Genomic DNA, 26,188 nt, shown 5'->3' with positions numbered 1-26,188 from the left:
GCCCGCAGGGTGATCAGTAGCGGTCGATCGCGGGCGGGGTCGGGGTGTCGAGCACCTTGCCCGCCGTCTTCTCCCACAGCTCGTCCCAGGTGCCGTCGTCCTCGGCCTCCTGGAGCGTGTCGTTGACGAACATGCGGAAGTCGGTGTCGTCGAGCGCCAGGCCGATGCCGTAGGGCTCCTCGGTGAACGGCTCGCCGACGACCTCGAACTCGCCCTCGTTCTGGTCGGCGAGGCCGGCCAGGATGACGTTGTCGGTGGTCACGGCCGAGACGGCACCCGTCCGCAGCGGCTCGAGGCAGTTCGAGTACGTGTCGGTCGCGAGGATGTCGGTCGTGTAGGCCGCCACGTTCTTCTCGCTGGTCGAGCCGCTGACCGTGCAGACCTTCTTGCCGGCCAGGTCGTCCGCGGACTCGATGCCCTCGGGGTTGCCGTCGAGCACCAGCAGGTCTTGACCGGCCGTGTAGTACGGGCCGGCGAACGAGACGACCTTTTTGCGATCGTCGTTGATCGTGTAGGTCGCGATGACGAGGTCGACCTGACCGTTCTGGATGAACGGCTCGCGGTTCGCCGACACCGTCTCGGTCCAGGTGATGTTCTCGGGCTGGATGCCGAGCTTCGCGGCGACGAGCTTGCCGATCTCGGCGTCGAAGCCCTCGGGCACGCCGTCCGGATTCGCGAGGCCGAAGAGCGGCTGGTCGAACTTGGTGCCGATGGTGATCTCACCGGCGTCGGCGAGCCGGGCCATGGTGCTGCCTTCGGCGAAGTCGGCCGGCGTCTCGACGTCGACGGCCGGGGCCGACGAGTCGGTGCAGGCCGAGAGGCCGAGGACCACGGCGGCTGCTGCGGCTACGGCGACGAATCCCTTGCTGAGTCGCATTCTGATCTCCTTGCTGGGTGACCCGGACGCCGGGCGGCGATCGGGTGTCGGGGGCCGGCGCGTCGGGCGCCGGGGACGGGTGGCGGACGCGACGGCCTCCGCAGCCCGGCTCAGTGCGTGAGGATCTTCGCCAGGAAGTCCTGCGCGCGGGTCGACCGGGGGTCGGTGAAGAACTGTTCGGGCGTGGCCTCTTCGACGATCTGGCCGTCGGCCATGAACACGACGCGGTCGGCGGCCTTGCGCGCGAACCCCATCTCGTGCGTGACGACGATCATCGTCATGCCGTCCTTCGCGAGCTGCACCATGACGTCGAGCACCTCGGTGATCATCTCGGGGTCGAGCGCACTCGTGGGCTCGTCGAGCAGCATCACCTTGGGGTCCATCGCGAGGGCCCGGGCGATCGCCACGCGCTGCTGCTGGCCGCCCGAGAGCTGCGAGGGCATCTTGTCGGCCTGGTCCGCCACGCCGACCCGCTCGAGCAGCTGCATCGACCGCTCGCGGGCCTCGGCCTTGCTGCGCTTGCGCACCTTGAGCTGACCCAGCATGACGTTCTCGAGGACCGACTTGTGCGAGAAGAGGTTGAAGCTCTGGAACACCATGCCCACGTCGGCGCGCAACCGCGCCAGGCCGGCACCCTCGTCGGGCAGGCGCGTCCCGTCGATGGTGATGACGCCGTCGTCGATGGTCTCGAGCCGGTTGATGGCCCGGCAGAGGGTCGATTTGCCCGAACCGCTCGGCCCGATGACCACGACCACCTCGCCCTTGCCCACCGTCGTGGTGATGTCTTTCAGGACGTGCAGGTCACCGAAGTGCTTGTTGACGTGGTCGACCACGACGAGGGGTTCCATGCGCCCACACAAACAGACCCCCAGGTCGGGGTCAAATTCACAGTCGATTCTTAATGAAAACGAAACGACGTGTTCGGTCGCGACGTCCGCGCGCGACCCGACCCGCGCCTCCTGGTGGACGAGGAGGCGCTAGCTGCGGTGGGCGAACGCACTCTCGTACAGGCACACCGAGGCCGCCGTGGCGAGGTTCATCGATTCGGCGTGACCGTAGATGGGCACCACCAGGGCGCGGTCGGCACGACCGAGGTCGACGTCGGTCAAACCCCGGGCCTCGTTGCCGAAGAGCCACGCGGTCGGCGCCGCGAGGACGCCCTCGCCGCGGGCGGCGAGCAGGTCGTCACCCTTGACGTCGGCCGCGATCACCTGCAGGCCGGCCTCGCGGCAGCGGTCGACGACGCCTGCGAGCTCGACGCCCACGGCGACGGGCACGTGGAAGAGCGAGCCGGTCGTGGACCGCACGACCTTCGGGTTGTAGAGGTCGACGCTGCGGCCGGTCATGATGACGGCGTCGGCCCCGGCGGCGTCGGCGGCCCGGATGACGGTGCCGGCGTTGCCCGGGTCACGGACCTCTTCGAGGATGACGATCAGCTTCGGCCGGGCGGCGAAGACGTCCTTGACGGACGTGGGGAACTGCCGGCAGACGGCGACGATGCCCTGCGGCGTCACCGTGTCGGCCATGGCCTCGAGCACCGGCTCGGTGACGAACTGCACGTCGATGCCCTCGGCCTCGGCGGCCGCCGACACCGCGGGGTAGCGCTCGAGGGCCGTCGGGGTGCCGAAGAGCTCGACGATCAGTTCGGGTCGGAAGGCGAGGGCCTCACCGACCGACTGCGGCCCCTCGAGCAAGAAGGTGCGGGTCTCGGTGCGGGCGTCGCGCTTCGAGAGCTTGGCCACCGCCCGGACCCGGGGCGAACGGGGGTTGTCGAGCATTGAGTCGTGGGGCACCCGTCCATGATGCCGCACGCGACCGGGTGGCGCGGGGACGCACGAAGCCCGACGGCGACACCGGTGAGGTGTCGGCCGTCGGGCCTCGGGTGTGTGGTGCGGTTGCGACTACGCGGCGACCTTGGGGGCCGAGGTGTCGGCGGGCAGCGCGGCCTTGGCGGTGGCGACGAGCGACGCGAACGTGGCGGGCTCGTTGACTGCCAGCTCGGCCAGGATGCGACGGTCGACCTCGACGCCGGCCAGGGACAGGCCCTGGATGAGGCGGTTGTAGGTCAGGCCGTTCGCACGCGACGCGGCGTTGATGCGCTGGATCCACAGGCGACGGAACTCGCCCTTGCGAGCACGGCGGTCACGGTACGAGTAGACGAGCGAGTGGGTGACCTGCTCTTTGGCCTTGCGGTACAGGCGCGAACGCTGACCGCGGTAACCCTCGGCGCGCTCGAGGATGACGCGACGCTTCTTGGCGGCGTTGACCGCTCTCTTGACTCTTGCCATTTTCTTGTTCCTCTACGTTCGTGTCAGCGGTCAGTGACCGAGAAGCTTCTTGGCGACCTTGGCGTCGGCGGGCGCGAGCACCTGGTCCTGGTTCAGGCGAGCCTTGCGCTTGGCGCTCTTCACCTCGAGGTTGTGGCGCATGCCGGCCTGCTGCTTCATGATCTTGCCGGAACCGGTGACCTTGAAGCGCTTCTTGGCGCCGGAGTGGGTCTTCTGCTTGGGCATGTCTTATTTGCTTTCTTCTGTCGGTCGGTCGGCCGGTGCGTCGGCCGGGACCTCGTCGGACGTCGGGTGCTTCGGCGCCTTGTTGGCCGCCTTGCGAGCCTCGGCCTCGGCCTTCGCCTCGGACTTGTTCTTGTGCGGGCCGATCACCATGACCATGTTGCGGCCGTCGATGGTCGGGGTCGACTCGACGCTGCCGAACTCGGCGACGTCTTCGGCGAAGCGCTGCAGCAGGCGGACGCCCTGGTCGGGACGCGACTGCTCGCGACCGCGGAACAGGATCATGGCCTTGACCTTGTCGCCGCCCTGGAGGAAGCCCTCGGCGCGCTTGCGCTTCGTCTCGTAGTCGTGCTTGTCGATCTTCAGACGGAAACGAACCTCTTTGAGGATCGTGTTCGCCTGGTTGCGACGCGCTTCTTTCGCCTTCTGCGCGGCCTCGTACTTGAACTTTCCGTGATCCATGATCTTGGCCACGGGAGGCTTCGAGTTGGGGGCCACCTCGACCAGGTCGAGTTCGGCCTCTGCGGCGAGACGCAGGGCCATGGCGATGGGGACGACACCGACCTGTTCTCCGCCAGGCCCGACGAGGCGGACCTCGGGGACGCGGATGCGGTCGTTCGTACGGGGATCGCTGATGCGGAACTCCTCTGTCGTTTCTTCTGCACCTGGCGGAGCCGGACGGCTTCGCCAGAGAAAGAGGAGGTTCGTGCGGGCGTCATCAGGGACACGTCACACTGCACCCTGGCTGCTCGACCGGTGCCTGCCCGCGGCCTCTGACGAGGAGCGGGACGGAGCGATGGTGCTGATCGAACGGGGTGCCAACAACCCGGTAACCTTGTGCAACGGTCAAGCGCGGGTGGGAGAATCTCCACTTTCGCCCGGAGCAGACGCTCCGAGCCTGGACGAGTTTAGCAGAGGATCAGTTCGTGAGCCACTCCCCCGACGACGCACCCACACCCGACGCCCGCTTCGGCGATGCCGTGTCGGTGACCACCCCCGACACGGCGCCCGCGGCGTCCCGATTCGAGGACGACCTGAGGTTCGGCGACGACGAGGCCCGCGACATCGCCGACGTCAACGCCGTCGAAGTGATCAACACGGTCTGCGTGCACCTGATGAGTGCCGCCGCCGTCAAGGTGGGCCTGGCCGACGACCCGCAGACGCAGACCGACCTCGACGAGGCCCGCAAGCTCATCACGTCGCTGGCGGGGCTCGTCACGGCCAGCGCGCCCGAGATCGGGGACCAGCACGCCCGTGCCCTGCGCGACGGGCTGCGGTCGCTGCAGCTGGCGTTCCGCGAGGCCTCGGCCATCCCCGACGCCGTCGGCCAGGGTCCCGGCGAGAAGTACACCGGCCCCGTCAACTGACGGGCCCCGCGTCGCGCGCCCGCCGGGGCCGCGGCGGCCTCAGCCCGCGACGACCGCAGCCTGCGGCGGCCTCAGCCCGCGACGACCTTGACCGACATGCTGTCGACCCGCTCGACGATGACAGGATCGGCGGCCCACGCCGCCTGCAGTCGCCCGACGAGGGCAGCGAGCGCGTCGCGGTCGAGGCCGGCAACGATCCCGAGCTGCACGACGATCTCGGGGGCACCGAGCCGGGCGTCCCGGTAACCGGGCGCGACCACCAGGCTGACCAGCGCCTCCTCGTCTCGCGACGCGTCGAGGAACGCGCGCAGGACGCGTTCGTCGTGGTGGCTGGGCGTCCACGGCAGGTCTTGGGCGACTGCCCAGACCGCCGGGCGGCGGAGACCGAACTCGGTGATCGACCCGGGGTCGAGCACGATGTGGTCGGTCGACTCGGAGGCGGCGGCCAGGGCCACGCGGCGGGCGTCCACCGGCACGGGACGCGCGGCAGGACGCCACCTGGTCAGGGTCTCGACCGAGGTGAAGGCCGGCAGCACGTCACGACCGTCCGGGCCCGACACCGTGACGATCGACAGCTCCTGGGTCTTGTCGACGCGCCGCCCGTGTTCGTCGAGACCCTCGTCGCCGGCCACGGCGACCAGGGGCACGAGCAGTCGTGCCGGGCGCAGGGCGTCGACGACGTCGGCCTCGCCGAGTCGCCCCTCCCGAAAGCCGAGGAGGGCGTCGAGGAGGCGCGGGTCGGCCGACCCGTCGTCCCCCGCGTGCGCCGTGTCGTGGTGGTCGAAGGTGCGACCCGCCCAGGGGTGACCAGCGCTGTCGGCACCGCGCCCGGAGTCGCCGTGCTCGGAGTCGCCAGCCGCCGACCCGTCTCGCGCGTGCCCCCGGCCCTCCGGAGCAGCGGTCATCAGTTCGAGGCGACGTCGAGGGCCGCGGCGAGCGTGAAGGCGCCCGAGTAGAGCGCCTTGCCGACGATGGCGCCTTCGAGGCCCTGGGGCACGAGTTCGCGCAAGGCGGCGAGGTCGTCGAGGCTCGAGATGCCGCCGGACGCGATGACCGGGCGGTCGGTGCGGTCCATGACCTGTCGAAGCAGGTCGACGTTCGGGCCCCGGAGCGTGCCGTCCTTCGTGACGTCGGTCACGACGTAGCGCGCGCAACCGGCCTCCTCGAGCCGGGCGAGCACCGTCCAGAGGTCGCCGCCCTCTTCGGTCCAGCCGCGGGCCGCGAGCGTCGTGCCACGCACGTCGAGCCCGACCGCCACCGCCTCGCCGTACTCGGCGATGACGTGGGCGGCCCATTCGGGGTTCTCGAGGGCGGCGGTGCCGAGGTTGATCCGCTTGACGCCGGTGCTCAGTGCGTCCTCGAGCGACTTGTCGTCGCGGATGCCGCCGCTGAGCTCGACGTTGACCCCCTTGACCTGCTTGATGACCTTCTTGATCACGGCGCGGTTGTCGCCGCGACCGAAGGCGGCGTCGAGGTCGACCAGGTGCAGCCACTCGGCCCCCTGGCTCGCCCAGTCGTCGGCCGCCGAGACCGGGTCGCCGTAGTTCGTCTCGCTGCCGGCCTCGCCCTGGGTCAGGCGGACGGCCTGCCCGCCCGCCACGTCGACGGCGGGGAACAGGGTCAGGGCGGGGGTGGTGCAGAACTCGCTCATGTCGTCTCTCTCACGGGGCCGGGGCACCGCAGGGTCAGGAGGCGCGATCGGGTCGGTCGCGTCGGGGTCAGAGGGTGCCGAGCCAGTTCGAGAGCAACCGGATGCCCGGCTGCCCCGACTTCTCGGGGTGGAACTGCGTCGCCCACAGCGGGCCGTTCTCGACGGCGGCGACGAAGCGCCCGCCGTGGTCGGCCCAGGTGACGTGCGGCTCGGCGAAGGGCCGGATCACGTCGAGCGACCACTCCTGAGCCGCGAACGAATGGACGAAGTAGAAGCGCTCGTCGGCCACGCCGTCGAACAGGACGCTGCCCTCGGGCACGTCGACGGTGTTCCAGCCCATGTGCGGCAGGACCCCGGCCTTGAGCTCGTCGACCACGCCGGGCCAGGCCCCCAGGCCGCCGGTCGTGTTGCCGCGCTCGACGCCGCCCTCGAAGAAGACCTGCATGCCGACGCAGATGCCCATCACGGGGCGACCGCCAGCGAGACGGCGATCGATCAGTTCTCCGCCGCGCACCGACTCGAGTTGGCTCATGACCGCGGAGAACGCCCCGACGCCGGGCACGAACAGACCGTCCGCCGCCTGCACCCGGGCACGGTCGGCCGTCAGCTCGACGTCGGCACCGGCGAGCTCGAGCGCCTTGACGGCCGAGTGGACGTTGCCGCTGCCGTAGTCGAGGACGACGACCGACGGTCGGGCGCCCGTCACAGGGCGCCCTTCGTCGACGGGATGCCACTGACGCGCGGATCGGGCTGGACGGCCTGACGCAGCGCCCGGGCGAACGCCTTGAACTCGGCCTCGGCGATGTGGTGCGGGTCACGACCGCCCAACACGCGGACGTGCACCGTGATGCCCGCGTGGAAGGTGATGGCCTCGAAGACGTGGCGGACCATCGAGCCCGTGAAGTGCCCGCCGATCAGGTGGTACTCGAACCCTTCGGGCTCACCCGTGTGGACGAGGTACGGACGCCCCGAGACGTCGACCACCGCCTGCACGAGCGCCTCGTCGAGTGGCACCAGCGCGTCGCCGTAGCGCGAGATGCCGGACTTGTTGCCGAGCGCCTGCTTCAGCGCCGTGCCGAACGTGATGCCGATGTCTTCGACCGTGTGGTGCACGTCGATGTGGGTGTCGCCCCGCGCCGAGACCTCGAGGTCGATCAACGAGTGCTTCGACAGCGCCGTCAGGAGGTGGTCGAAGAACGGGACCGACGAGTCGATCGTCGATCGGCCCGAGCCGTCGAGGTCGAGCGCGAGCGTGATGCTCGACTCGCTCGTCTCGCGAGAGAGGGAGGCGGTACGGGCGGCGCGGGTCGTCTCGGTCACGAAGAGAGCCTAATGTCGCGGAGCGCCTCGAGGAACGCGGTGGTCTCGGCCTCGGTGCCCGCACTGACCCGCAGGTGGTTCGGGATGCCGAGGTCGCGGACGATGATGCCCCGCTCGAGCAGGCGCTCGAAGACGTCGGCCGGATCGTCGACCCCGCCGAAGAGGACGAAGTTCGACCAGCTCGGCCACGGCTCGTAGCCGAGCTCGGTCAGCACGTCGACGATGCGGTCGCGCTGGGCCTTGATGTCGTCGACCATGGCCAGCATCTCACCGGCGTGCGAGAGCGCCGCGACGGCGGCCGCCTGCGTCAGGGACGAGAGGTGGTACGGGAGGCGCACGAGACGGAGCGCGTCGGTCACCGCCGGGTGCGCGGCCAGGTAGCCGACCCGGGCGCCGGCGAAGGCGAAGGCCTTGCTCATCGTCCGCGACACGACGAGCCGCTCACGCCCCTCGAGGAGGGTCAGGGCCGTCGGCTGGTCGGCTGGCATGAATTCGGCGTAGGCCTCGTCCACGAAGACGATGCCGTCGGTGGCCTCGTAGGCCGCCTCGACGGTGGCGAGGTCGAGGGGCGTCCCCGTGGGGTTGTTCGGGCCGCAGAAGAAGACGATGTCGGGGCGGGTGCGCTCGATCTCGGAGACGGCCGTCTCGGGCGAGATGCGGAACCCCTCGTCACGGCGACCCTCGACCCACCGGCTGCCCGTACCCGTCGTGATGATCGAGTGCATCGAGTAGGTCGGGGGAAAGCCCAGCACCGATCGACCAGGCCCGCCGAAGGCCTGGAGGAGCTGTTGGATGACCTCGTTCGACCCGTTCGCCGCCCAGATGTTCTCTGGGGTCAGCCCGTGCCCGAGGTACGTCGCGAGCGATTCACGCAAGGTGGTGAACTCGCGATCGGGGTACCGGTTGACGTCGAGCACTGCTCGGGCCATGGACTCGACGATGTCGCGGGCCACGTCTTCGGGGATGGGATGCGTGTTCTCGTTGACGTTGAGGGCGACCGCGACCTTCTTCTGCGGGGCGCCGTAGGGCGTCAGACCGCGCAGGTCGTCACGGATGGGCAGGTCGTCGAGACTGAAGGACACCCCACCATGGTACGGGCGGGCCGGTGGCCCCCGCCTCCGTCAGCCACGGGGACGGTGGGCGGCAGGAGTGCCGGGGCCGTGCGGCTCGTGGGTCAGCGGGCGTACTGCGTGGGGACCGCGAGGCTCTGACCGGCGGAGACCTCGGCGCTGGGGAGGTTGTTCAGCGACACCAGGTCGGCGATGACGTCGCGGGGGTCGGAGCTGGGGGCGATCTCGGAGGCGACCTGCCACAGGGTCTCGCCGCCGTCGACCGTGACGTGCTGGAAGTCGGCGGAGCCCGTCGTGTCGGACGCGACGGCCCCTCCCCCGTTGAGGACGAGCGCGCCGACCACGATGACCACCGGGACCGCCACGAGCGCCGCGACGACCGCTCGGCCTCGCCGGGTGATGCGGAGGCGCGTGCGGACGACCCGGGACGAGTCGACGGGGGACGCAACTGCTGCAGATGAGGTGACGCTCATGAGGTGGTCCTTTCACCGTGGGAAGACAGGGGACGAGTTCGTGCCCGGCACTCGGCCGGGAATGCCGGACACGAAGACGTGTTCCGAACATACATTCGATTTCACGCGCTTTCAACCCCTCTGACGGGATCTCAGCCCCGATCGGACGCCTGATCACGCGGAGAAGACGCGACACACTCGAACATGTGTTTTGTCGACACCGCCTGATCGGATACGGTTTCGATCGGTGGTAGGAGTCAAACAGGGACCACCGACATCGACGGCAGGAGACCCATGAGCGACCCGAAGCGAACCCCGCAGGCGGCCCCCGACGCGCCCCGTCGGCCCGAGTCGGGCCTCCTCCCTCGCAAGGAGCTGACGGCGAAGCAGGCCACGATCCTCGCGGCCATCACCGAGAGCATCGGCCACCGGGGCTACCCGCCGAGCATGCGTGAGATCGGTGACGCCGTCGGGCTGAGGTCCCTCTCCAGCGTCACCCATCAGCTGAACCAGCTCGAACTCGCCGGCCGCATCCGTCGTGACCCGAACCGACCGCGCGCCCTCGAGGTGCTCGTCGACGAGGCCGCACCGGTCGCTCCCCCTGCCACCGTCTTCACGACGAGCGACGACGGTGACACCGCACACGTGCCCATGGTCGGACGCATCGCCGCCGGCATCCCCATCACGGCCGAGCAGCAGATCGAGGACGTCATGCCCCTGCCGCGACAGCTCGTCGGCAAGGGCGAGTTGTTCATGTTGCGGGTGGTCGGCGACTCGATGATCGACGCGGCCATCTGCGACGGCGACTGGGTCGTCGTCCGGCAGCAGCAGGACGCCGAGAACGGCGACATCGTCGCCGCCATGCTCGACGACGAGGCGACGGTCAAGGTGTTCCGTCAGCGCGACGGCCACACCTGGCTGCTCCCTCGCAACAGCGCCTTCGAGCCCATCGTCGGCGATCACGCCCAGATCGTGGGCAAGGTCGTCGCGGTGCTGCGCTCGGTCTAGATCCTCAGGGCACCGCGGTGCCCCAACGACGAAGCGCCGGTCACCTCGAGGTGATCGGCGCTTCGTCGTGTCCGACGCGACGGAGACGGCGTCAGCGGGCGGACGAGACCGGGGCGACGTACTCCGTCAGTCCGGCGACGTCGCTCGGATAGACGCGAGCGTGCACTCGGGTGCCGTCTTCTTCGTAGTCGGTGCTGACGACACGGCCCGAGTCGTGCAGGTGCGAGACCACGTCGCCGCGGTCGTAGGGCACCAGCAGGTCGAGCTCGATCTCGGGCTCGGGCAGGACGGACGCGATGCGAGAGAGGAGCTCGTCGATCCCCTCGCCCGTCCGCGCCGAGACGAAGACGGCCGTCGGTTCGAGCCCGAGCAGGACGAGCCGCTGGTCGGGGTCGACGAGGTCGCTCTTGTTGAACACGACGATCTCGGCAATGTCGCGCCCGTCGACCTCGGCGATGACGTCGCGCACCGTGGCCAGCTGGGCGGCCGGGTCGGGGTGCGACCCGTCGACGACGTGCACGATGACGTCCGACGCCTCGACCTCCTCGAGCGTCGACCGGAAGGCCTCGACCAGCTGGTGCGGCAGGTTGCGGACGAATCCGACCGTGTCGGCGTAGGTGAAGGGGCGGCCGTCGGCGGTCGCGCTCTTGCGCACCGTCGCGTCGAGGGTCGCGAACAAGGCGTTCTCGACGAGGACGCCGGCACTCGTGAGGCGGTTCAGCAGGCTCGACTTGCCCGCGTTGGTGTACCCGGCGATGGCGACGGTGGGCACCTCGTTGCGGTCGCGGTTCGCCCGCTTCGCATCCCGGGCGGGCTTCATCTCCTTGATCTGCCGACGCAGCCGCGCCATGCGCGTGTGGATGCGACGACGGTCGAGCTCGATCTTGGTCTCACCGGGGCCGCGGCTGCCCATTCCGGCACCCGCGCCTCCCACCTGGCCACCGGCCTGCCGGGACATCGACTCGCCCCAGCCTCGGAGGCGCGGCAACAGGTACTCGAGCTGGGCCAGTTCGACCTGCGCCTTGCCTTCGCGACTCTTGGCGTGCTGGCTGAAGATGTCGAGGATGACGGCCGTGCGGTCGATCACCTTGACCTTGACGACGTCCTCGAGGGCGCGGCGCTGGCTGGGGGCCAGCTCGGTGTCGGCGATGACCGTGTCGGCACCGAGGGCGGCCACCGTCCCCCGCAGCTCTTCGGCCTTGCCCTTGCCGAGGTACGTGCTCGGGTCGGGGTTCGGACGACGCTGCAACAGGCCGTCGAGCACGACGGCGCCCGCGGTCTCGGCCAGCGCCGCGAGTTCGCGGAGGGAGTTCTCGGCGTCCGACATCGAGCCCTGCGAGTAGACGCCGATCAGGACGACGTTCTCGAGGCGCAACTGGCGGTACTCGACCTCGGTGACGTCCTGCAGTTCGGTCGAGAGGCCCGCGACGCGTCGCAGGGCCTGGCGGTCGTCGCGCTCGGACTGGTCGCCGTCGGAACCCCCGTCGTGCAGGGACCGCGTCTGGATGGCCTGCGCCGGCGAGAAGACGGTGTACCCGGAGGCTCGCTGGGCCGCACGATCGAGGACGCGCGCGACGACGTCGTCGGGCTGGTCGTCCCGCTCGGAGTCGAGCGGTGTCGTGGTGTGGTCTGTCATCGGGGTGATACTAACCCTTTCGGTGTGCGGTGAGCGGGGAACGACGTCCCCGTCGATGTTCGGTAGGTTGACGGGCATGGCCAGCGAGCACTACTTCTCCCCCCAGCCCGGCAGCGCGGCCAAGCCGAGGACGATCGACGTCGTCCTCGCGGGGCGCGAGTTGACGCTCACCACCGCCGCGGGCGTGTTCAGCCCCGGCCGCGTGGACCCGGGCACCGCGGTGCTGCTGGCCGGCACGCCGACGCCGCCGGAGACGGGCCATCTGCTGGACGTCGGGTGCGGGTGGGGGCCCATCACACTGAGCCTCGCGTTGTCGTCACCCGACGCGACGGTCTGGGCCGTCGACGTGAACGAGAGAGTGCTCGACCTCGTGCGCGAGAACGCGCGGTCGGTCGGCCTCGAGAACGTCAACGCCGTGACCCCTGACGATGTTCCCGACGACCTCCGCTTCGCGACGATCTGGTCGAACCCGCCCATCCGGGTCGGCAAGGCCGAACTGCACTCGCTCCTCGAGCGCTGGTTGCCCCGGCTCGACGACGGTGCGGAGGCCTGGCTCGTGGTGCAGAAGAACCTCGGGGCGGACTCGCTGCACCGGTGGATGGACGAGACGATGGGCGACGTCGTCGACGTGACCCGCGCCTCCACCAGCAAGGGTTACCGCGTGCTCCGCGCCGAACGGGTAGACACAGCCCGCTGACGCATCGCCCGCGGTGTCGGCAGCGTCGGCAGCGCCCCACGCCGTCCGCTGACGCGACGCTCTCGGCGTCACCGGCCCCCTCGTGGCGTCACCCGACGTCAGATCTCGAGCGCCCCGGTGAAGACGAGTTCGGCCGGGCCACTGAGCGAGACGTGCTCGCCGTCGGCGTGGTGGCTGATCGAGACGCCCACGACACCCCCGGGTACGTCGACCAACCAGGCGTCGGGCGCCGAGGCACCCGCCCAGTGTCGGGTGGCCAGGGCCGCCGCGGCTGCCCCCGTGCCACAGGAGAGGGTCTCGCCGCTGCCCCGTTCGTGCACCCGCATGCGGATGCGCCCGAGACCGTCGACGACGAGCGGGTCGGCCGGGACGACGAACTCGACGTTCGCCCCGTCGGCCGGGGCCGGCTCGATGATCGGCACGTAGGTCAGGTCGAGGCCGTCGAGCTCTTCGTCGCCGGCGAGGGCCACGACCACGTGCGGGTTGCCGACCGAGATCGGCAGGCCGGGTCGCGCGGCGTGCAGCTGCCGAGCCCGCACGACCGGGTCGTCGTCTCCGAGCCGCCACGGGCCCAGGTCGACCCGGAACCCGGTGCCGTCACGGCGCACCTCGCGCGCGCCGGCCCTGGTGCCGACCACCAGGACGTCGTCGTCGCCCATCGAGACGAGCCCCCGCTCGACGAGGTACCGCGCGAAGACCCGGATGCCGTTGCCGCACATCTCGGCGGGGCTGCCGTCGGCGTTGTGGTAGTCCATGAACCACTCGGCGCGCGGCTCGGTCTCGAGCAGGCCCGCCTCGGTCGACAGGGCGGCCGTGCGGACGGCACGGATGACCCCGTCGCCGCCCACGCCGAAGCGTCGGTCGGCCAGTGCCCGGATCGTCGCGGGCGTCAGGTCGGTGCTCGCGTCGGGGTCGGTGAACAGGACGAAGTCGTTGCCCGTGCCCTGCCCCTTGGTGAACTGCAGCGTGGTCGTCACCCGAGGAGTCTAGCCACGGCCCGGTCGACGGCCTGGGCGTCGCCCGAACGGGACCACTCGACGTCGTCGTACCGGCGGAACCAGCTCGCCTGCCGTCGGGCGTACCGCCTGGTGAGGGCCGCCGTCGCCTCGATCGCCTCGCACTCGCTCAGCTGCCCCCTGACCTGCGCCGCCGCCTGGGCGTAGCCGATCGCTCGACCGGCGGTCACCCCCTGCTCGAGTCCGAGCGGCAGGAGGCCGCGCACCTCGTCGACGAGGCCGTCCTGCCACATGCGTCCGACCCGTCGGTCGAGTCGCTCCACGAGGACGGGACGCTCTTCGGCGACCCCGAACACCGTCGAGGGCCGCCAGGGCGTCGACGACTCGGGCAGCGTTCCCGAGAGCGGACGCCCGGTGAGGTCGCCCACCTCGAGGGCCCGGACGAGTCGCCGGGCGTTGGACCGCCCGATCGACGCCGCCGACGCCGGATCGCGTTCGGCCAGGAGGTCGTACAGGGCGCCCGCCCCTCGCTCGTCGGCGATCGCTTCGTACCGTGCCCGGACGGCGGCGTCGGTGCCCGGGAACCGGAAGTCGAACAGGACGCTCGAGACGTAGAGTCCCGAGCCGCCCACGAGCACGGCCACGGCGCCGCGACCGACGATGTCGTCGACGGCCGCACGGGCCTCGCGCTGGTACCACTCGACGCTCGCCTCGTCGGTGACGTCGAGCACGTCGAGGAGGTGGTGCGGGATGCCCCGGCGCTCGGCCACCGGCAGTTTCGCGGTGCCGATGTCCATGCCTCGGTACAACTGCATGGCATCGGCGTTGACGACCTCGACCGGCCGCCCCCGGGCCACGAGTGCCTCGGCGATCGCGAGCGAGAACGCGGACTTGCCCGTGCCGGTGGCACCGACGATCGCGACCAGCACGTCAGCGGAGGTCGTCGGTGGTGCTGTAGATCGGAGTCGTCGAGACCCTGATCGTCGGCAGCCCGAGACTCACCCTCGCCGGTCGAGCCGAGGAGGCGCTGGTCGCCTCGCTCGCGGACGGCACCCCGCACGACGCCGCCTGGGCGCGATCCCACGCATCGCCCGCCCGCGTGCGACGCACCTCGTACAGCGATCCGGAAGTGCCGGGGGCCTCGGCGTCGGCGAGGAGGAAGAACGACGCGGCGTCGGTCACGCGAACGCTGACGACGTCGCCGGGACGCGGCACCTCGCGCCCGGCGGGCACCTCGAAGTGGACGAGTCGGCTGTCTTCCGCCCGCCCCGAGAGGCGGTGGGTGAAGGCGTCCTTGCGGCCTTCGTCGGCCGCCACGAGGACCTCGACCCGTCGACCCACCTGGCGACGGTTCTCTTCGGCCGAGATGCGGTCTTGGAGGGCCGTCAGCCGCTCGAACCTCTCTTGCACGACGGCCTTCGGGATCTGATCGGCCATCTCGCCCGCCGGCGTGCCGGGACGGACCGAGTACTGGAACGTGAAGGCCGAGGCGAACCGCGACCGTTCGACGACCCTCAGGGTCTCGGCGAAGTCGTCTTCCGTCTCGCCCGGGAACCCCACGATGATGTCGGTGCTGATCGCGGCGTCCGGCATGGCTGCGCGGACACGGTCGATGATGCCGAGGAACTTCTCGCTGCGGTAGCTGCGCCTCATGGCTTTCAGCACCCGGTCGGAACCCGACTGGAGGGGCATGTGGAGTTGCGGCATGACGGTGGGGGTCTCGGCCATGGCGGCGATCACGTCGTCGCTGAAGGAGGCGGGGTGCGGGCTGGTGAAGCGGACGCGCTCGAGGCCGGGGATCGCCCCGACGGCTCGCAACAGCTTGCCGAAGGCGAGGCGGTCACCGAACTCGACGCCGTACGAGTTGACGTTCTGGCCGAGCAACGTGACCTCGACGGCGCCGTCGACGACGAGGGACCTCACCTCGGCCAGGACGTCACCCGGGCGACGGTCTTTCTCCTTGCCACGGAGCGACGGCACGATGCAGAAGGTGCAGGTGTTGTTGCACCCCACCGAGATCGAGACCCAGCCGCTGTGGGTGGAGTCCCGTTTGGTGGGCAGGGTCGAGGGAAACACGTCGAGGGACTCGAGGATCTCGAGCTGGGCCTCGTCGTTGTGGCGCGCGCGCTCGAGCAGGGTGGGGAGCGCCCCCATGTTGTGGGTGCCGAAGACCACGTCGACCCAGGGGGCCTTGTCGAGGATGACGCTGCGGTCTTTCTGGGCCAGGCAGCCGCCGACGGCGATCTGCATGCCCTCGTGCTTCTTCTTCTGACCCGCGAGCGTGCCCAACGTGCCGTAGAGCTTCTTGTCGGCGTTCTCGCGCACGGCACACGTGTTGATGACGACGATGTCGGCCTCGACCCCGTCGGCGCGGACGTAGCCCGCCGCCTCGAGAGAGCCGCTCAGACGCTCGGAGTCGTGGACGTTCATCTGACAGCCGAAGGTACGGACCTCGTACGTGCGGGCCGACCCGTCGACGGGCGAGGCGAGGGGGATGGTGGCGACCGTCGTCATGGTGACTCAGTGTAGATCGCCGCCACCCCCGAGCCGGTCACTCGAAGCGGACGCCGCCGCGGGAGCTTCCGCCGCGAGGGAGGGCCTTCTCGACAGCCCGACGGACGACCTCGGAGCGATAGCCCCGTCGCATCAGGTAGCCGTTGAGTCGACGCTCGGCCGTCTCTCGATCGAGTCCCCGCAGGGACCCCGCTCGCTTCCGTGCCCACTCGTCGGCCCGCTGTTGCTCTTCGTCGTCGTCGGTCTCGCCCAGCGCCTCGTCGATGACCGCCGGGTCGATGCCCCGCGACCGCAACTCGGACGTGACGGCGCCGCGGCCGAGCCCCTTGCGCTCTTGCTTGGAGCGGACCAAGGTCGCGGCGAGCTCGGCATCGTCGAGGAGTCCGACGCGTTCGAGACGCGCGATCTCGTCGGACACGACCGACTCGTCGAGGTCGCGTGACCGGAGGAGTTTCTCCATCTCGTGCGACGACACGCCTCGACGGGACAGGGCGTGCAGGCTCACGTTCTCTGCGCGGCGACGCTGGGCCTCGAGGTCTTCTGGCCCGTCGTCGGGCTGCTCGTCGAAGCCCGTCGCCTTGGGCCGCCCGGCGGACCCGGCACGGGCTCCGCGGGCCGACGGATGATCCGCCGCCGACGCGGCCACGCCACCATCGTCGCCCGCCCAGTGGGCACTGATCGCTGTGAGGACGGCGTCTCTGTCGGCTGCACCGTCTGCGTGACGCCCGTCGCCGTCGTCGGCTTGAGCGAGTGATGCCGGCTGTCGCCCGCCATCGGTCGAGGCGCCGAAGAGAGGCGTGACCGGAGCGAGACGCCCGGCGTCGGCACCGTCGTCAGACGGCCCCGACGCCGTGGCACCGTCGTCGTCGCGCGAGGTCATGCGCCCTTTCGAGCGGCGATCTTCGCCTCGATCGATTCGACGGGTGCCTCGACGGGTTTCGCACCGCCGACACCGAGCTTGGCGAGGATCTTCTGCTCGATCTCTTGCGCGATCGCGGTGTTCTTGATGAGGAAGTTGCGCGAGTTCTCTTTGCCCTGGCCGAGCTGGTCGCCGTCGTAGGTGTACCAGGCACCCGACTTCCGGACGATGCCGTGCTCGACACCGAAGTCGATGAGGCTGCCCTCGCGCGAGATGCCCACGCCGTAGAGGATGTCGAACTCGGCCTGCTTGAAAGGCGGCGCCATCTTGTTCTTGACGACCTTGACGCGGGTGCGGTTGCCGACCGCGTCGGTACCGTCTTTCAGCGTCTCGATGCGCCGGATGTCGAGGCGGACGGACGCGTAGAACTTGAGCGCCTTGCCACCGGCCGTCGTCTCGGGGCTGCCGAAGAAGACACCGATCTTCTCGCGCAACTGGTTGATGAAGATCATGGTGGTGCCGGTCTGGCTGAGCCCACCGGTCAACTTGCGCAACGCCTGAGACATGAGTCGAGCTTGCAGGCCGACGTGCGAGTCACCCATCTCGCCCTCGATCTCGGCACGCGGCACGAGGGCGGCGACCGAGTCGATGACGACGAGGTCGATCGACCCCGAGCGGACGAGCATGTCGGCGATCTCGAGCGCCTGCTCGCCGGTGTCGGGCTGCGACACCAGCAGGGCGTCGATGTCGACGCCGAGCTTCTTGGCGTACTCGGGGTCGAGGGCGTGCTCGGCGTCGATGAAGGCGGCGATGCCGCCGTTGCGCTGGGCGTTGGCGATGGCGTGCAGGGTCAGGGTCGTCTTGCCCGACGACTCGGGACCGTAGATCTCGACGATGCGGCCCCGGGGGATGCCGCCGATGCCGAGAGCGACGTCGAGGGCGATCGAGCCGGTCGGGATCACGGCCACGGGAGCACGCTCGTCGCTGCCGAGGCGCATGACGGCGCCCTTGCCGAACTGTCGGTCGATCTGGGCGAGAGCCGTCTCGAGGGCCTTCTCGCGGTTTTCGGCTGAGGGCATGTCGTTCTCCTTCGTGGTGGTCGTCCGTGCGCCTGTAGGCTGTCGCGTCGCCGTCGACCGGTGGTGCAAGGTCGGCGTCGCTACGACAAGGCTGGTGTCGCCGGCGTGTGCCGGTGACGCGGGACGTCGATGCGAGAAACGCTACGGGCCACCCCCGACATCGCGGTGGCGACGACGGCCCGAGGTGCACAACTCGACGATCTACGTCCTTGTGGAGGACGCTATCACCCACCCGAACACGTGTTCGACCGATCCGCCCCGGCGTGTCGAACACACGGTCGAGCCGATCGTCGTCAGCCCTTCGGCTCGGGGAGACCCACCCCGTGTCGGCGGGGCACCGGGACGCCCTCGGCCTCGCAGAGGGCGAGCCAGACGTCTCGAGGCGACTCCCCTTGCGCGATGGCCTGGTCGGCCGTCCGGTCGCCCAGCGACTGGATGACGAGGTCTCGCGTGAGAACGCGACCGTAGGCGTCTCCGAACTCGTCCTCGACGGCTCGGGCGAACTCGCTCTTGCGCATCAGACGAGGGTACCCCGGACGACGAACGCCCCCGGCGTGAGCCGGGGGCGTTCGGAGGGACTTCGGGGCGTCAGCGCACCGCGAGGTCGGCGTCGAACTCGGCGACGAGGTCGTCGGGAAGCGTGTCGGGGATGGGGTTCAACCCCTCGATGACGGCCATGCGGTCACCGACCTCTCGCATGATGACGGAGATGGGCGTCTCGAGGGCGTCCGCGACCGACGCGAGGATCTCGGAGCTCGCCTCTTTCTGACCACGCTCGACCTCGCTGAGGTAACCGAGGGCGACGCTCGCCTTGCTCGCGACCTGGCGGAGGGTGCGCCCCTTCTGCAGACGGAAGTCGCGGAGGACGTCGCCGATTTCTTGACGTACCAGGACCATGGGACCCTCCTTCGGGGACGACCCACCTGACGGGATGGTTTCAGGTGGGGGACGACGGGTGTGGTGCTCTGACCGACTGACCACGACTGTAGCCATCGGGGACTGTGCACCTGTTGTGAACTCGGGAGTTGTAACGAGACCGAAACGCCGGCTATTCCCTCGTCTCGGCCAACCATCGGTCGAGTGCTGCCAGTGATTCGGAGACCGTGCCGTTTCGGATGGCCTGCCGGTCGCCGGCGAGCGAGAGGCGCACGACGCGCGCGCCTCCTGACCAAGCGAGCCCGACGAACACCGTCCCGGGCTCGTGCCCGCCCTGCGGATCGGGCCCGGCGACGCCCGTCGTCGCCAGTCCGATGTCGGCCGAGCGTCCGTCGGTGGCGAGGACGTCGCGCACCCCGGTCGCCATGGCCTCGGCCACGTCGGGGTGCACGGGCCCGTGGCGGGCGAGCAGGCCCGCGTCGACCCCCAGCAGGGTGTGCTTGAGCTCGGTCTGGTAGGCGACCACTCCACCGCTCACGACCGCCGACGCCCCCGGCACGGACACGAACTCGGAGACGAGGGCACCGCCGGTCAAGGACTCGGCAACCGCCACCGTCAGCCGCCGACGCGTCAACTCGGCCACGAGATCGGAGGCCAGGGTCACGCGCCGGCCTTGCCGTGTCGGAGGGCCACGCGCATGTAGTCCGCACCGGAGACGAGGGTCGCGACCGTGGCCGCGGTCATGAGCACGCCGTTGACCCAGTGCATGCCCTCACCGAAGACGTTCCAGAGCGGGAAGAGTGCGAGCGTCACGGCCACGGCCTGGAGGACCGTCTTGGCCTTGCCACCCCGCGAGGCCGGGATGACACGGTCGCGCAACACCGCGAAGCGGTACACCGTGATGCCGATCTCGCGCACGAGGATGAGGGCGGTGACCCACCAGGGCAGTTCACCCAGGATCGTCAGCGAGACGAGCGCGCCGCCGATCAGCACCTTGTCGGCGATCGGATCGACGATCTTGCCGAAGTCGGTGACGAGGTCGAGCCCTCGCGCCAGCATGCCGTCGAGGCTGTCGGTCAGGATCGCCACGACGAAGAGCACCGCAGCCCAGATGCGCAACGATCCATCGGCACCGTCGTCGATCAGCAACCACGCGATGAACAGCGGTGCCATCAAGATGCGGACGACCGTGATGACGTTCGCGATGTTGCCCGTGCTGGCCGGCCCCGCACCCTTCGAGGCGACCCGCCCGCGGAACGAGAAGGCCGAACGTGGGGCAGCCGGATCGGTCGGGTCGTGCTGGCTCATGGTCTAGTCCCTGCCCGTCAGGTGCCAGGCGTCTTCGCTGCCGGCGTCGTCGTCTTCCGCGAAACCTCGGGTCATCGCCTCGACCGGGTCGTCGTCGTAGTCGCCCGCCTCGGCTCGCGACGACGTCGCAGCGGCCGAGGAGGCGCCTCCTGCGGACGAGGCACCGCCGGCGTCTCCGCCGCGCAGCTTCGCCAGCACGCCGGGGAGCTGTTCGGTCGTGACGAGCACGTCACGCGCCTTGGACCCCTCGGAGGGACCGACGATGTCGCGGGATTCCATGAGGTCCATCAGGCGTCCCGCCTTGGCGAACCCCACCCTGAGCTTGCGCTGCAGCATCGACGTCGAACCGAACTGCGTGCTGACCACGAGTTCGGCGGCAGCGAGCAACAGCTCGAGGTCGTCGCCGATGTCGCCGTCGATCTCGCGTTTCTCGACCACCGCCGCGACGTCGGGCCGGTAGTCGGGCCGGGCCTGACGGGTGACGTGGGCGACGACCTGCGCCACCTCGTTCTCTTGCACCCAGGCCCCCTGGACCCGCATGGCCTTGGAGGCGCCCATCGGGAGGAAGAGACCGTCGCCCTGGCCGATGAGCTTGTCGGCACCCGGTTGGTCGAGGATGACCCGCGAGTCGGTGACGCTCGAGACCGCGAACGCGAAACGGGAGGGCACGTTGGCCTTGATGAGCCCGGTCACCACGTCGACCGAGGGCCGTTGCGTGGCGAGGACGAGGTGGATGCCCGAGGCGCGTGCGAGCTGGGTGATGCGGACGATGCTGTCCTCGACGTCGCGGGGCGCGACCATCATCAGGTCGGCCAACTCGTCGACCACCACGAGCAGGTACGGGTAGGGCTTGAGCTTGCGCTGGCTGCCGGCCGGCAGGACGATCTCTCCGCCCACCACGGCACGGTTGAAGTCGTCGATGTGACGGAATCCGAAGCTGGCCAGGTCGTCGTACCGCATGTCCATCTCTTTGACGACCCACTGCAACGCCTCGGCGGCCTTCTTGGGGTTCGTGATGATGGGCGTGATGAGGTGAGGGACGCCGGCGTAGATCGACAGCTCGACCCGCTTGGGGTCGATCAGGACCATCCGGACGTCGGTCGGCTTGGCCCGCATGAGCAACGAGGTGATCATCGAGTTGATGAAGCTCGACTTGCCCGAACCCGTGGCGCCGGCCACGAGCAAGTGGGGCATCTTGGCCAGGTTCGCGACCACGTAGCCACCCTCGACGTCTTTTCCGACGCCGATCGTCAGCGGGTGGACGCTCTTGGTCGCCGCCGACGAGCGCAGCACGTCGCCCAGGGCGACGATCTCTTTGTCGGTGTTGGGGATCTCGACGCCGATCGCGCTCTTGCCCGGGATCGGGGACAGGATGCGGACCTCGTTCGAGGCCACCGCGTAGGCGAGGTTCTTCGTCAGGGCCGTGACGCGCTCGACCTTGACGCCGGGACCGAGTTCGATCTCGTAGCGCGTGACGGTCGGTCCACGCTTCAGGCCGGTGACCTTGGCGTCGACGTTGAACTGGTCGAGCACCTGGCTGATCGCCGCGACGATCGCGTCGTTCGCCTCGCTGCGAGCCTTGGCGGGCTCGCCCACCGACAGGCTGGAGACGGCGGGGAGCCGGTACGGGGCACTCTCGGCACCGTCGTCGACCTCGTCGAGCGACGGCGGAGCGGGCTCGTCGGGATCGACGGCGAGGAAGTCGGCGGCCGCGTCGCTCTCGCCGACGGGCTCGGCCGGGACGGACGGCAGGACGGTGGTGGAGGTGGTGGGCCGGGCCGCGGGCACGTCGAAACCCTGCGCCCTGACGGCGTCCTCGGCGCGGTCGAGATCGCCGAGGAGGTCGGCCGAGAACACGTCGGTCGCCGCCGTCGGCGGCACCCCGGCCCCCGCCCCCGCCCCCGCCGTGGCGGAAGCGCCCACGGTGCCGGCGCCCGTGGTGGCACCCGGGTCGTCGGCGACGGGTTCGAACGAGGGCTTCTTGCGACGCCGACGACCGAGCGTCTCGGTCGGAGAGGTCTCGCCGGCACTGACCAGCGGGGTGTCGTACGCCGGGTCGTCCTCGCGCTGGTCCTTGTTGCGTCGCCACCACGGCAGGGACTCGGACTCGGCCAGGTCGACCAGGTCGCGGTCGCCCTCGGCGCCGTCGGACGACGTCGACGTCGTCTCGCCGAAGAGGTAGGAGTACAGCTCGCCGAGGCGCCGATGGATGCGATTGGGGGGCGTCTTCGTGATGATCAGCAGGGAGAACGCCAGGAGGACGATCACGAGGGGGACGGCCACCCACTCGGTCGCGAGGGCGACGAGCCACGAGGCCACGACCCAACCGAGCACCCCACCGCCGGTGGCGAGGGCACGAAGACCCTCGGCCGCTTGGGGCTGTCCGCCGAAGATGTGGCACAGGGCGCTGATCGACACGATCGACAGCCCCAGGCCGATGCCGATGCGCGTGTTGTCGTGCACCGAGGCCGGGTGTCGGAACAACCAACCGGCGAACAGGACCATGATGACCGGCAGGGCGTAGGCGACCCGCCCGAAGAGCCCACCGAACGTGTAGGCGTCGAACCCCACGGCGAGCGGGCTGGTGGGGTTCAGCCACTCGACGACCGCGCCGGCCACGGCGAGCAGGACGAGCAGGAACGGCACGCCGTCTCGACGCTCGTCCTTGGCGAGGGACTCTTTGCCCAGCAGGCGGAACGCGCCCCCGGTCAGGTGGGCGAGGCCCATCCACGCCGAGGCGAGTGGACCGGGGCCCTCTCGGACGGGGTCGGGCTGACGGGCCGCGGGCAGCTTCTTGGTCGCCTTCGTGGCGCCGGAGGGCTGCGCCGCGCGCGACGACGAGCGCGAACGCGCGGTCGACTTGGTGGGCGTGGCCATGGGCTCCAAGGTACCTCGCGGCACCGACAGGGGCCGGAGGCGGTCCGGTGTGTGTCAGTAGCGGATGGCGTCGATCACCTTGACGCGGATCGCGACGAGGGCCGGCAGCACTCCGGCCACGGCCCCGATCGCCGTGGCGGACGCCAGCCCGATCAGGGCGGCCTCGACGGGGAACGGCGGCAGGTCGCTGACGGACCCCTGCGCGATGAAGCCCTGCACGGTCGGGTTCTCGACCACGAGGACGGCGGCCATCACCCCGACCGCGCCGGCCACGACCGTCCCCACCACGCTCTCGAGCATGACCGAGAAGAAGACGCGAGGCGCCGTGGCCCCGAACGATCGACGCACCCCGATCTCGCGGATGCGTTGCCGGACCGTCACGAGCGCGATGTTGACCAGGCCGAGACCGCCGAGCAGCAGCACGAGGACGCCCACCCCGGTGATGATCAGCTTGATCGGGCCGAAAGGATCGGCGTCGCCGCCGGCGGCGTAGTCCTGTCGGCTGACGTCGACCTGGAAGCCGTCGCCGAGTGCGGCCTCCATGTCGGACGCCACCTGGGCACTGAGTGCGTCGCTCGTCTCGGGCGGCAACCACATCTCGTACTGCGGGGTCTCTTCGCCGTAGGTCGTCACGGCGAGGTCGTGGTCGGGGACGGGCAGGAGGTACAGCGACGCCGACTCGTAGTCGGCCGCGGCGGACACGCCGGTGACGACGACCGTGGCCGAGTCGGACCCACGGAGGAGCAGCGTCGGGTGGGTCGAGAGGGGCGGGGAACCGAGCTGGCGCCAGAGCACCTCGTTCACGATGACCGCGGGCGCCAGCCGTGAGGTGTCCGCCTCGGTGAACCACGACCCCTCGGTCATGACGACCCGGTGCATCTCGCCGTAGGGGACGTCGACCGTCACGGAACCGACCTCGGTCACGCCGTCCGACAGTTGCACGGCGCGGGTGCCGTAGGCGACACGGCTGATCTGGTCGATGCCGTAGCGCTCCGTCGCCGTCACGAAGGCGTCCTGGATCGCGTCGGCGTCGGGTGACGACGAACCGGTCGAGTAGGCGTTGACGTAGTAGTTCGCGGGCCGTCCGCCGTTCCGCTCGGCGCTCTCGCGCGACGACTGCTCGGCGAGGCCACCGAGGGCGACGACCCCGGTCAGCGCCGCGACCGCCACCGCCACGCCCACCAGGCTGAGGAGCACGCGCAGCTTGTTGACGCGGAGCTCGGCCCACGCCTCGACGACGGCACCCACGACGTCGGCCACCGCGCGCTTCACGCGTCCACCATGGTCGAGGAGGCAGCAGCTGAGAGGACGCCGGCGTCGAGCCGGTAGTGGCGCGACGCGAGTGCGGCCACCGCGAGGTCGTGGGTGATGGTCACCAGCGCGGCCTCGTTCTCTCGGGCGATGCCGTCGAGCAGGGTCATCACCCCGGCCCCGGTCTCGACGTCGAGGGCCCCCGTGGGCTCGTCGGCCAGGATGACCCGGGGCCGCCGGACGAGCGACCGGGCGATGGCCACACGCTGCTGCTCGCCGCCGGAGAGCCGGTGGGGCATCGACTCGGCCCGGTGATCGAGGCCGACGCGCTCGAGCATCTCGCCCGCGATGGCCCGACGACGCCAGAACTCGGAGCCCGACGAGTACAGCAGTGGCGTCATGACGTTCTCGAGCGCCGTGCGCCCCTGCAAGAGGTTGAACTGCTGGAAGATGAACCCGACCTGTGCACCCCGCAGACGATCTCGACGCCCGCTGCGCAGGGTCCGCACGTCGACGTCGTCGAACCAGTGGGTGCCGGTCGAGGGCTCGTCGAGGAGCCCGAGGATGTTGAGCAACGTCGACTTGCCCGAGCCGGACCGCCCGACGATGCTCACGTGCTCGCCGGCGTCGACCTCGAGGTCGACGCCGGTGAGGATGTCGAGGGTGGCGTCGTCGGCCAGCGGCACGGTCTTGGTGACCGCCTCGAGTCTGATCAGGGACATCAGCTGCAGAGGTCCTCGCCGGTCTCGGCGTCGACGCAGCCGTCCTGGGGCACGGCGGCCGCGCCGGGGACGAACTCGAGCACGAGGTCGCCTTCCGAGAGGCCGTCCGTGACCTCGACCGTCGTGCCGTCGTTGATGCCCAGGGTGATGTCGCGCTTCTCGGCCGTGCCGTCCGCGCCGACCACCGACACGACGCCCTTGCCTGCTGCGCCCTCGACGGCCGTGAGGGGCACGGTAAGGACGTCTGTGGCGACGCCGGCAGGGATCGTGAGCTTCGCCGCGAGCCCGCTGAACACGGTCACGTCGCCGGGCACGACGCACGAGACGCCCTGACCCGACGAGGAGCCCTGCGCCGACGTGGCACCGTCCGAGGAGGCGTCGTCGCCGGCGGGCGTCGAGGTCGACCCGCCGACGGTCAGCCCCGTGCACGTGAACGGCGCGGGCCCGCCGGTGATGGCGACCGAGCCCTCGGTCGGCCGACTGACGAGGCGGTACAGCTGGTCGGCCGCCAACGACCCGGTGACGTGGAAGGTGGGAGGCGCGACCTGCGCGACCGCGTCACCCACGGCCACCGTCTGGTCCTTGATGACGGCCACCGACGTGACCGTCCCCGCCACGGGTGCCGTGACGACCGCCGTCTTGACGATCGGCTTGCGCTCGGTCACCGTGCCGTCGGCCGCGACGAGCGGGTCTTGCGGCGTCTCGGACCGGAGGGTCGCCAGCCGGTCACCGGCCGCCACGACCTGGCCGGTGGCCACGTCGACGGTCGTCACCGTGCCGGCGAGGGTGGCGGGCACGGCCGACGCCGGGTCGGACACGACCGTGGCGTCGACCACGACGTCGTTGGTGATGGTGCCGATCGCGACGGCGACCTGCGGTTCGACGAGCTCACCCGTCGGGACGGCCACCGTGTCGTCCCCGGCGGCGGGAGCCGCGAAGAACGCGAGCTTGACGAGTGCCGCCGCGATCGCGACGAAGATCAGGATGCGCAGGATCGGGAAGACCCAGACTTTGGCGATGCGCAAGGGCTACCCCCGGTCGATGTACTGACGTGTCAGACGTCACCGTAGCGAGGCCGGGGGGATCAGCGCCTCACCCCCGAGGATGACTGGCGTCGCCGAAGGTCCGCCTCTCGGACCGGACCCGCGTCGGCACGAG

Annotated in this window: 29 protein-coding genes; 3 read left to right on the top strand and 26 right to left on the bottom strand. The window is 70.2% G+C overall.

All coding sequences use genetic code 11. The features are described from left to right. Positions 1-13: 13 nt before the first annotated feature. From ASG05_RS15550 to infC, 6 genes are all read right to left on the bottom strand, one after another. Positions 14-877 carry a glutamate ABC transporter substrate-binding protein gene (locus ASG05_RS15550; RefSeq protein WP_056262909.1) on the bottom strand — a complete coding sequence of 288 codons (864 nt, stop codon included), beginning with the start codon at positions 875-877 and terminating at the stop codon, positions 14-16. A gap of 110 nt (positions 878-987) precedes the next feature. Next, positions 988-1,725: an amino acid ABC transporter ATP-binding protein gene (locus ASG05_RS15545; RefSeq protein WP_056262908.1), complete on the bottom strand. Its 738-nt coding sequence runs from the start codon at positions 1,723-1,725 to the stop codon at positions 988-990. 129 nt (positions 1,726-1,854) lie between these two features. Then, complete coding sequence (locus ASG05_RS15540; RefSeq protein ID WP_056262906.1) at positions 1,855-2,655, bottom strand: RNA methyltransferase; 801 nt, start codon at positions 2,653-2,655, stop codon at positions 1,855-1,857. 123 nt (positions 2,656-2,778) lie between these two features. Then, on the bottom strand, positions 2,779-3,165 hold the full coding sequence (gene rplT / locus ASG05_RS15535) for a 50S ribosomal protein L20 (protein WP_043596706.1): 387 nt from the start codon (positions 3,163-3,165) through the stop codon (positions 2,779-2,781). A gap of 30 nt (positions 3,166-3,195) precedes the next feature. Next, on the bottom strand, positions 3,196-3,390 hold the full coding sequence (rpmI, locus tag ASG05_RS15530; protein WP_043596704.1) for a 50S ribosomal protein L35: 195 nt from the start codon (positions 3,388-3,390) through the stop codon (positions 3,196-3,198). A gap of 3 nt (positions 3,391-3,393) precedes the next feature. Continuing rightward, positions 3,394-4,023, bottom strand: coding sequence for a translation initiation factor IF-3 (gene infC / locus ASG05_RS15525; RefSeq protein WP_082486865.1), 630 nt, complete (start codon positions 4,021-4,023; stop codon positions 3,394-3,396). Positions 4,024-4,421: 398 nt separating this feature from the next. On the opposite strand from infC, the gene ASG05_RS15520 reads away from it, so the two are divergent. Beyond that, positions 4,422-4,754, top strand: coding sequence for a DUF1844 domain-containing protein (locus ASG05_RS15520; protein WP_056263238.1), 333 nt, complete (start codon positions 4,422-4,424; stop codon positions 4,752-4,754). A 71-nt stretch (positions 4,755-4,825) separates the two neighbouring features. Here ASG05_RS15520 and ASG05_RS15515 read toward each other — a convergent pair whose 3' ends face one another. The 6 genes from ASG05_RS15515 to ASG05_RS15490 all read right to left on the bottom strand — a co-directional run bounded on the left by ASG05_RS15515 (position 4,826) and on the right by ASG05_RS15490 (position 9,268). Then, positions 4,826-5,659 carry an SseB family protein gene (locus ASG05_RS15515; protein ID WP_056262902.1) on the bottom strand — a complete coding sequence of 278 codons (834 nt, stop codon included), beginning with the start codon at positions 5,657-5,659 and terminating at the stop codon, positions 4,826-4,828. Beyond that, positions 5,659-6,405, bottom strand: coding sequence for a bifunctional 1-(5-phosphoribosyl)-5-((5-phosphoribosylamino)methylideneamino)imidazole-4-carboxamide isomerase/phosphoribosylanthranilate isomerase PriA (priA, locus tag ASG05_RS15510; protein WP_056262899.1), 747 nt, complete (start codon positions 6,403-6,405; stop codon positions 5,659-5,661). The genes ASG05_RS15515 and priA overlap by 1 nt, the downstream gene beginning before the upstream one ends. Before the next feature lie 67 nt (positions 6,406-6,472). Then, positions 6,473-7,111 carry an imidazole glycerol phosphate synthase subunit HisH gene (gene hisH / locus ASG05_RS15505; protein ID WP_056262897.1) on the bottom strand — a complete coding sequence of 213 codons (639 nt, stop codon included), beginning with the start codon at positions 7,109-7,111 and terminating at the stop codon, positions 6,473-6,475. After that, on the bottom strand, positions 7,108-7,725 hold the full coding sequence (gene hisB / locus ASG05_RS15500) for an imidazoleglycerol-phosphate dehydratase HisB (RefSeq protein ID WP_056262893.1): 618 nt from the start codon (positions 7,723-7,725) through the stop codon (positions 7,108-7,110). Before hisB ends, hisH begins: the two co-directional genes overlap by 4 nt. Next, positions 7,722-8,807, bottom strand: coding sequence for a histidinol-phosphate transaminase (locus tag ASG05_RS15495; RefSeq protein WP_056262890.1), 1,086 nt, complete (start codon positions 8,805-8,807; stop codon positions 7,722-7,724). The genes hisB and ASG05_RS15495 overlap by 4 nt, the downstream gene beginning before the upstream one ends. 92 nt (positions 8,808-8,899) lie before the next feature. Further along, the gene (locus tag ASG05_RS15490; RefSeq protein ID WP_056262888.1) at positions 8,900-9,268 is read right to left on the bottom strand and encodes a LysM peptidoglycan-binding domain-containing protein; all 369 of its coding nucleotides are present in this window, start codon (positions 9,266-9,268) and stop codon (positions 8,900-8,902) included. A gap of 273 nt (positions 9,269-9,541) precedes the next feature. Between ASG05_RS15490 and lexA the strand changes: the two genes are divergently transcribed. Next, a complete protein-coding gene (lexA, locus tag ASG05_RS15485) occupies positions 9,542-10,255 on the top strand; it encodes a transcriptional repressor LexA (protein WP_056262886.1) in 714 nt (237 codons plus the stop codon). Positions 10,256-10,346: 91 nt separating this feature from the next. Here the strand turns inward: lexA and hflX are convergent, their stop codons facing one another. Then, on the bottom strand, positions 10,347-11,891 hold the full coding sequence (hflX, locus tag ASG05_RS15480; protein ID WP_056262884.1) for a GTPase HflX: 1,545 nt from the start codon (positions 11,889-11,891) through the stop codon (positions 10,347-10,349). Between the two features lie 76 nt (positions 11,892-11,967). Between hflX and ASG05_RS15475 the strand changes: the two genes are divergently transcribed. Next, on the top strand, positions 11,968-12,588 hold the full coding sequence (locus ASG05_RS15475) for a class I SAM-dependent methyltransferase (protein WP_056262882.1): 621 nt from the start codon (positions 11,968-11,970) through the stop codon (positions 12,586-12,588). 98 nt (positions 12,589-12,686) lie between these two features. On the opposite strand, the gene dapF is transcribed toward ASG05_RS15475, so the two are convergent. The 13 genes from dapF to ASG05_RS15410 all read right to left on the bottom strand — a co-directional run bounded on the left by dapF (position 12,687) and on the right by ASG05_RS15410 (position 26,055). Further along, a complete protein-coding gene (gene dapF / locus ASG05_RS15470) occupies positions 12,687-13,565 on the bottom strand; it encodes a diaminopimelate epimerase (protein ID WP_056262879.1) in 879 nt (292 codons plus the stop codon). Beyond that, positions 13,562-14,473, bottom strand: a complete 912-nt coding sequence (gene miaA / locus ASG05_RS15465) for a tRNA (adenosine(37)-N6)-dimethylallyltransferase MiaA (RefSeq protein ID WP_056262876.1) — start codon at positions 14,471-14,473, stop codon at positions 13,562-13,564. The genes dapF and miaA overlap by 4 nt, the downstream gene beginning before the upstream one ends. Position 14,474: 1 nt before the next feature. Further along, complete coding sequence (gene miaB / locus ASG05_RS15460; protein WP_056262874.1) at positions 14,475-16,058, bottom strand: tRNA (N6-isopentenyl adenosine(37)-C2)-methylthiotransferase MiaB; 1,584 nt, start codon at positions 16,056-16,058, stop codon at positions 14,475-14,477. Positions 16,059-16,095: 37 nt separating this feature from the next. Next, positions 16,096-16,704 carry a regulatory protein RecX gene (locus ASG05_RS15455; RefSeq protein WP_162240667.1) on the bottom strand — a complete coding sequence of 203 codons (609 nt, stop codon included), beginning with the start codon at positions 16,702-16,704 and terminating at the stop codon, positions 16,096-16,098. Positions 16,705-16,934: 230 nt separating this feature from the next. Continuing rightward, complete coding sequence (gene recA, locus ASG05_RS15450; protein ID WP_056262869.1) at positions 16,935-17,996, bottom strand: recombinase RecA; 1,062 nt, start codon at positions 17,994-17,996, stop codon at positions 16,935-16,937. Between the two features lie 293 nt (positions 17,997-18,289). After that, a complete protein-coding gene (locus ASG05_RS15445) occupies positions 18,290-18,514 on the bottom strand; it encodes a DUF3046 domain-containing protein (protein WP_056262867.1) in 225 nt (74 codons plus the stop codon). 70 nt (positions 18,515-18,584) lie between these two features. Continuing rightward, positions 18,585-18,893 carry a helix-turn-helix domain-containing protein gene (locus ASG05_RS15440; protein WP_056262865.1) on the bottom strand — a complete coding sequence of 103 codons (309 nt, stop codon included), beginning with the start codon at positions 18,891-18,893 and terminating at the stop codon, positions 18,585-18,587. A gap of 151 nt (positions 18,894-19,044) precedes the next feature. Beyond that, a complete protein-coding gene (locus tag ASG05_RS15435; protein WP_056262862.1) occupies positions 19,045-19,536 on the bottom strand; it encodes a CinA family protein in 492 nt (163 codons plus the stop codon). Continuing rightward, a complete protein-coding gene (gene pgsA, locus ASG05_RS15430; RefSeq protein ID WP_056262859.1) occupies positions 19,533-20,180 on the bottom strand; it encodes a CDP-diacylglycerol--glycerol-3-phosphate 3-phosphatidyltransferase in 648 nt (215 codons plus the stop codon). Before pgsA ends, ASG05_RS15435 begins: the two co-directional genes overlap by 4 nt. Before the next feature lie 3 nt (positions 20,181-20,183). Beyond that, positions 20,184-23,057, bottom strand: a complete 2,874-nt coding sequence (locus ASG05_RS15425; protein ID WP_056262855.1) for a DNA translocase FtsK — start codon at positions 23,055-23,057, stop codon at positions 20,184-20,186. A gap of 54 nt (positions 23,058-23,111) precedes the next feature. Next, positions 23,112-24,329 carry an ABC transporter permease gene (locus tag ASG05_RS15420; RefSeq protein ID WP_056262851.1) on the bottom strand — a complete coding sequence of 406 codons (1,218 nt, stop codon included), beginning with the start codon at positions 24,327-24,329 and terminating at the stop codon, positions 23,112-23,114. Then, on the bottom strand, positions 24,326-25,030 hold the full coding sequence (locus tag ASG05_RS15415; protein ID WP_056262848.1) for an ABC transporter ATP-binding protein: 705 nt from the start codon (positions 25,028-25,030) through the stop codon (positions 24,326-24,328). The genes ASG05_RS15420 and ASG05_RS15415 overlap by 4 nt, the downstream gene beginning before the upstream one ends. Continuing rightward, a complete protein-coding gene (locus ASG05_RS15410) occupies positions 25,030-26,055 on the bottom strand; it encodes an efflux RND transporter periplasmic adaptor subunit (RefSeq protein ID WP_056262847.1) in 1,026 nt (341 codons plus the stop codon). The genes ASG05_RS15415 and ASG05_RS15410 overlap by 1 nt, the downstream gene beginning before the upstream one ends. Positions 26,056-26,188 lie beyond the last annotated feature (133 nt).

Source organism: Frigoribacterium sp. Leaf186 (genome assembly GCF_001423905.1).
In the GTDB taxonomy this organism is placed as follows: Bacteria; Actinomycetota; Actinomycetes; order Actinomycetales; family Microbacteriaceae; genus Frigoribacterium.
Note: the sequence above shows the minus strand (reverse complement) of the source record. Positions and strands in the feature narration are given on the sequence as shown.

Excerpts from the sequence above, each read along its gene's own strand:
- ASG05_RS15550 (WP_056262909.1), bottom strand. The coding sequence starts at position 877 with ATGCGACTCAGCAAGGGATTCGTCGCCGTAGCCGCAGCAGCCGCCGTG.
- ASG05_RS15545 (WP_056262908.1), bottom strand. The coding sequence starts at position 1,725 with ATGGAACCCCTCGTCGTGGTCGACCACGTCAACAAGCACTTCGGTGAC.
- ASG05_RS15540 (WP_056262906.1), bottom strand. The coding sequence starts at position 2,655 with ATGCTCGACAACCCCCGTTCGCCCCGGGTCCGGGCGGTGGCCAAGCTC.
- rplT (WP_043596706.1), bottom strand. The coding sequence starts at position 3,165 with ATGGCAAGAGTCAAGAGAGCGGTCAACGCCGCCAAGAAGCGTCGCGTC.
- rpmI (WP_043596704.1), bottom strand. The coding sequence starts at position 3,390 with ATGCCCAAGCAGAAGACCCACTCCGGCGCCAAGAAGCGCTTCAAGGTC.
- ASG05_RS15515 (WP_056262902.1), bottom strand. The coding sequence starts at position 5,659 with ATGACCGCTGCTCCGGAGGGCCGGGGGCACGCGCGAGACGGGTCGGCG.
- priA (WP_056262899.1), bottom strand. The coding sequence starts at position 6,405 with ATGAGCGAGTTCTGCACCACCCCCGCCCTGACCCTGTTCCCCGCCGTC.
- ASG05_RS15490 (WP_056262888.1), bottom strand. The coding sequence starts at position 9,268 with ATGAGCGTCACCTCATCTGCAGCAGTTGCGTCCCCCGTCGACTCGTCC.
- lexA (WP_056262886.1), top strand. The coding sequence starts at position 9,542 with ATGAGCGACCCGAAGCGAACCCCGCAGGCGGCCCCCGACGCGCCCCGT.
- hflX (WP_056262884.1), bottom strand. The coding sequence starts at position 11,891 with ATGACAGACCACACCACGACACCGCTCGACTCCGAGCGGGACGACCAG.
- ASG05_RS15475 (WP_056262882.1), top strand. The coding sequence starts at position 11,968 with ATGGCCAGCGAGCACTACTTCTCCCCCCAGCCCGGCAGCGCGGCCAAG.
- miaB (WP_056262874.1), bottom strand. The coding sequence starts at position 16,058 with ATGACGACGGTCGCCACCATCCCCCTCGCCTCGCCCGTCGACGGGTCG.
- recA (WP_056262869.1), bottom strand. The coding sequence starts at position 17,996 with ATGCCCTCAGCCGAAAACCGCGAGAAGGCCCTCGAGACGGCTCTCGCC.
- ASG05_RS15445 (WP_056262867.1), bottom strand. The coding sequence starts at position 18,514 with ATGCGCAAGAGCGAGTTCGCCCGAGCCGTCGAGGACGAGTTCGGAGAC.
- ASG05_RS15440 (WP_056262865.1), bottom strand. The coding sequence starts at position 18,893 with ATGGTCCTGGTACGTCAAGAAATCGGCGACGTCCTCCGCGACTTCCGT.
- pgsA (WP_056262859.1), bottom strand. The coding sequence starts at position 20,180 with ATGAGCCAGCACGACCCGACCGATCCGGCTGCCCCACGTTCGGCCTTC.
- ASG05_RS15425 (WP_056262855.1), bottom strand. The coding sequence starts at position 23,057 with ATGGCCACGCCCACCAAGTCGACCGCGCGTTCGCGCTCGTCGTCGCGC.
- ASG05_RS15415 (WP_056262848.1), bottom strand. The coding sequence starts at position 25,030 with ATGTCCCTGATCAGACTCGAGGCGGTCACCAAGACCGTGCCGCTGGCC.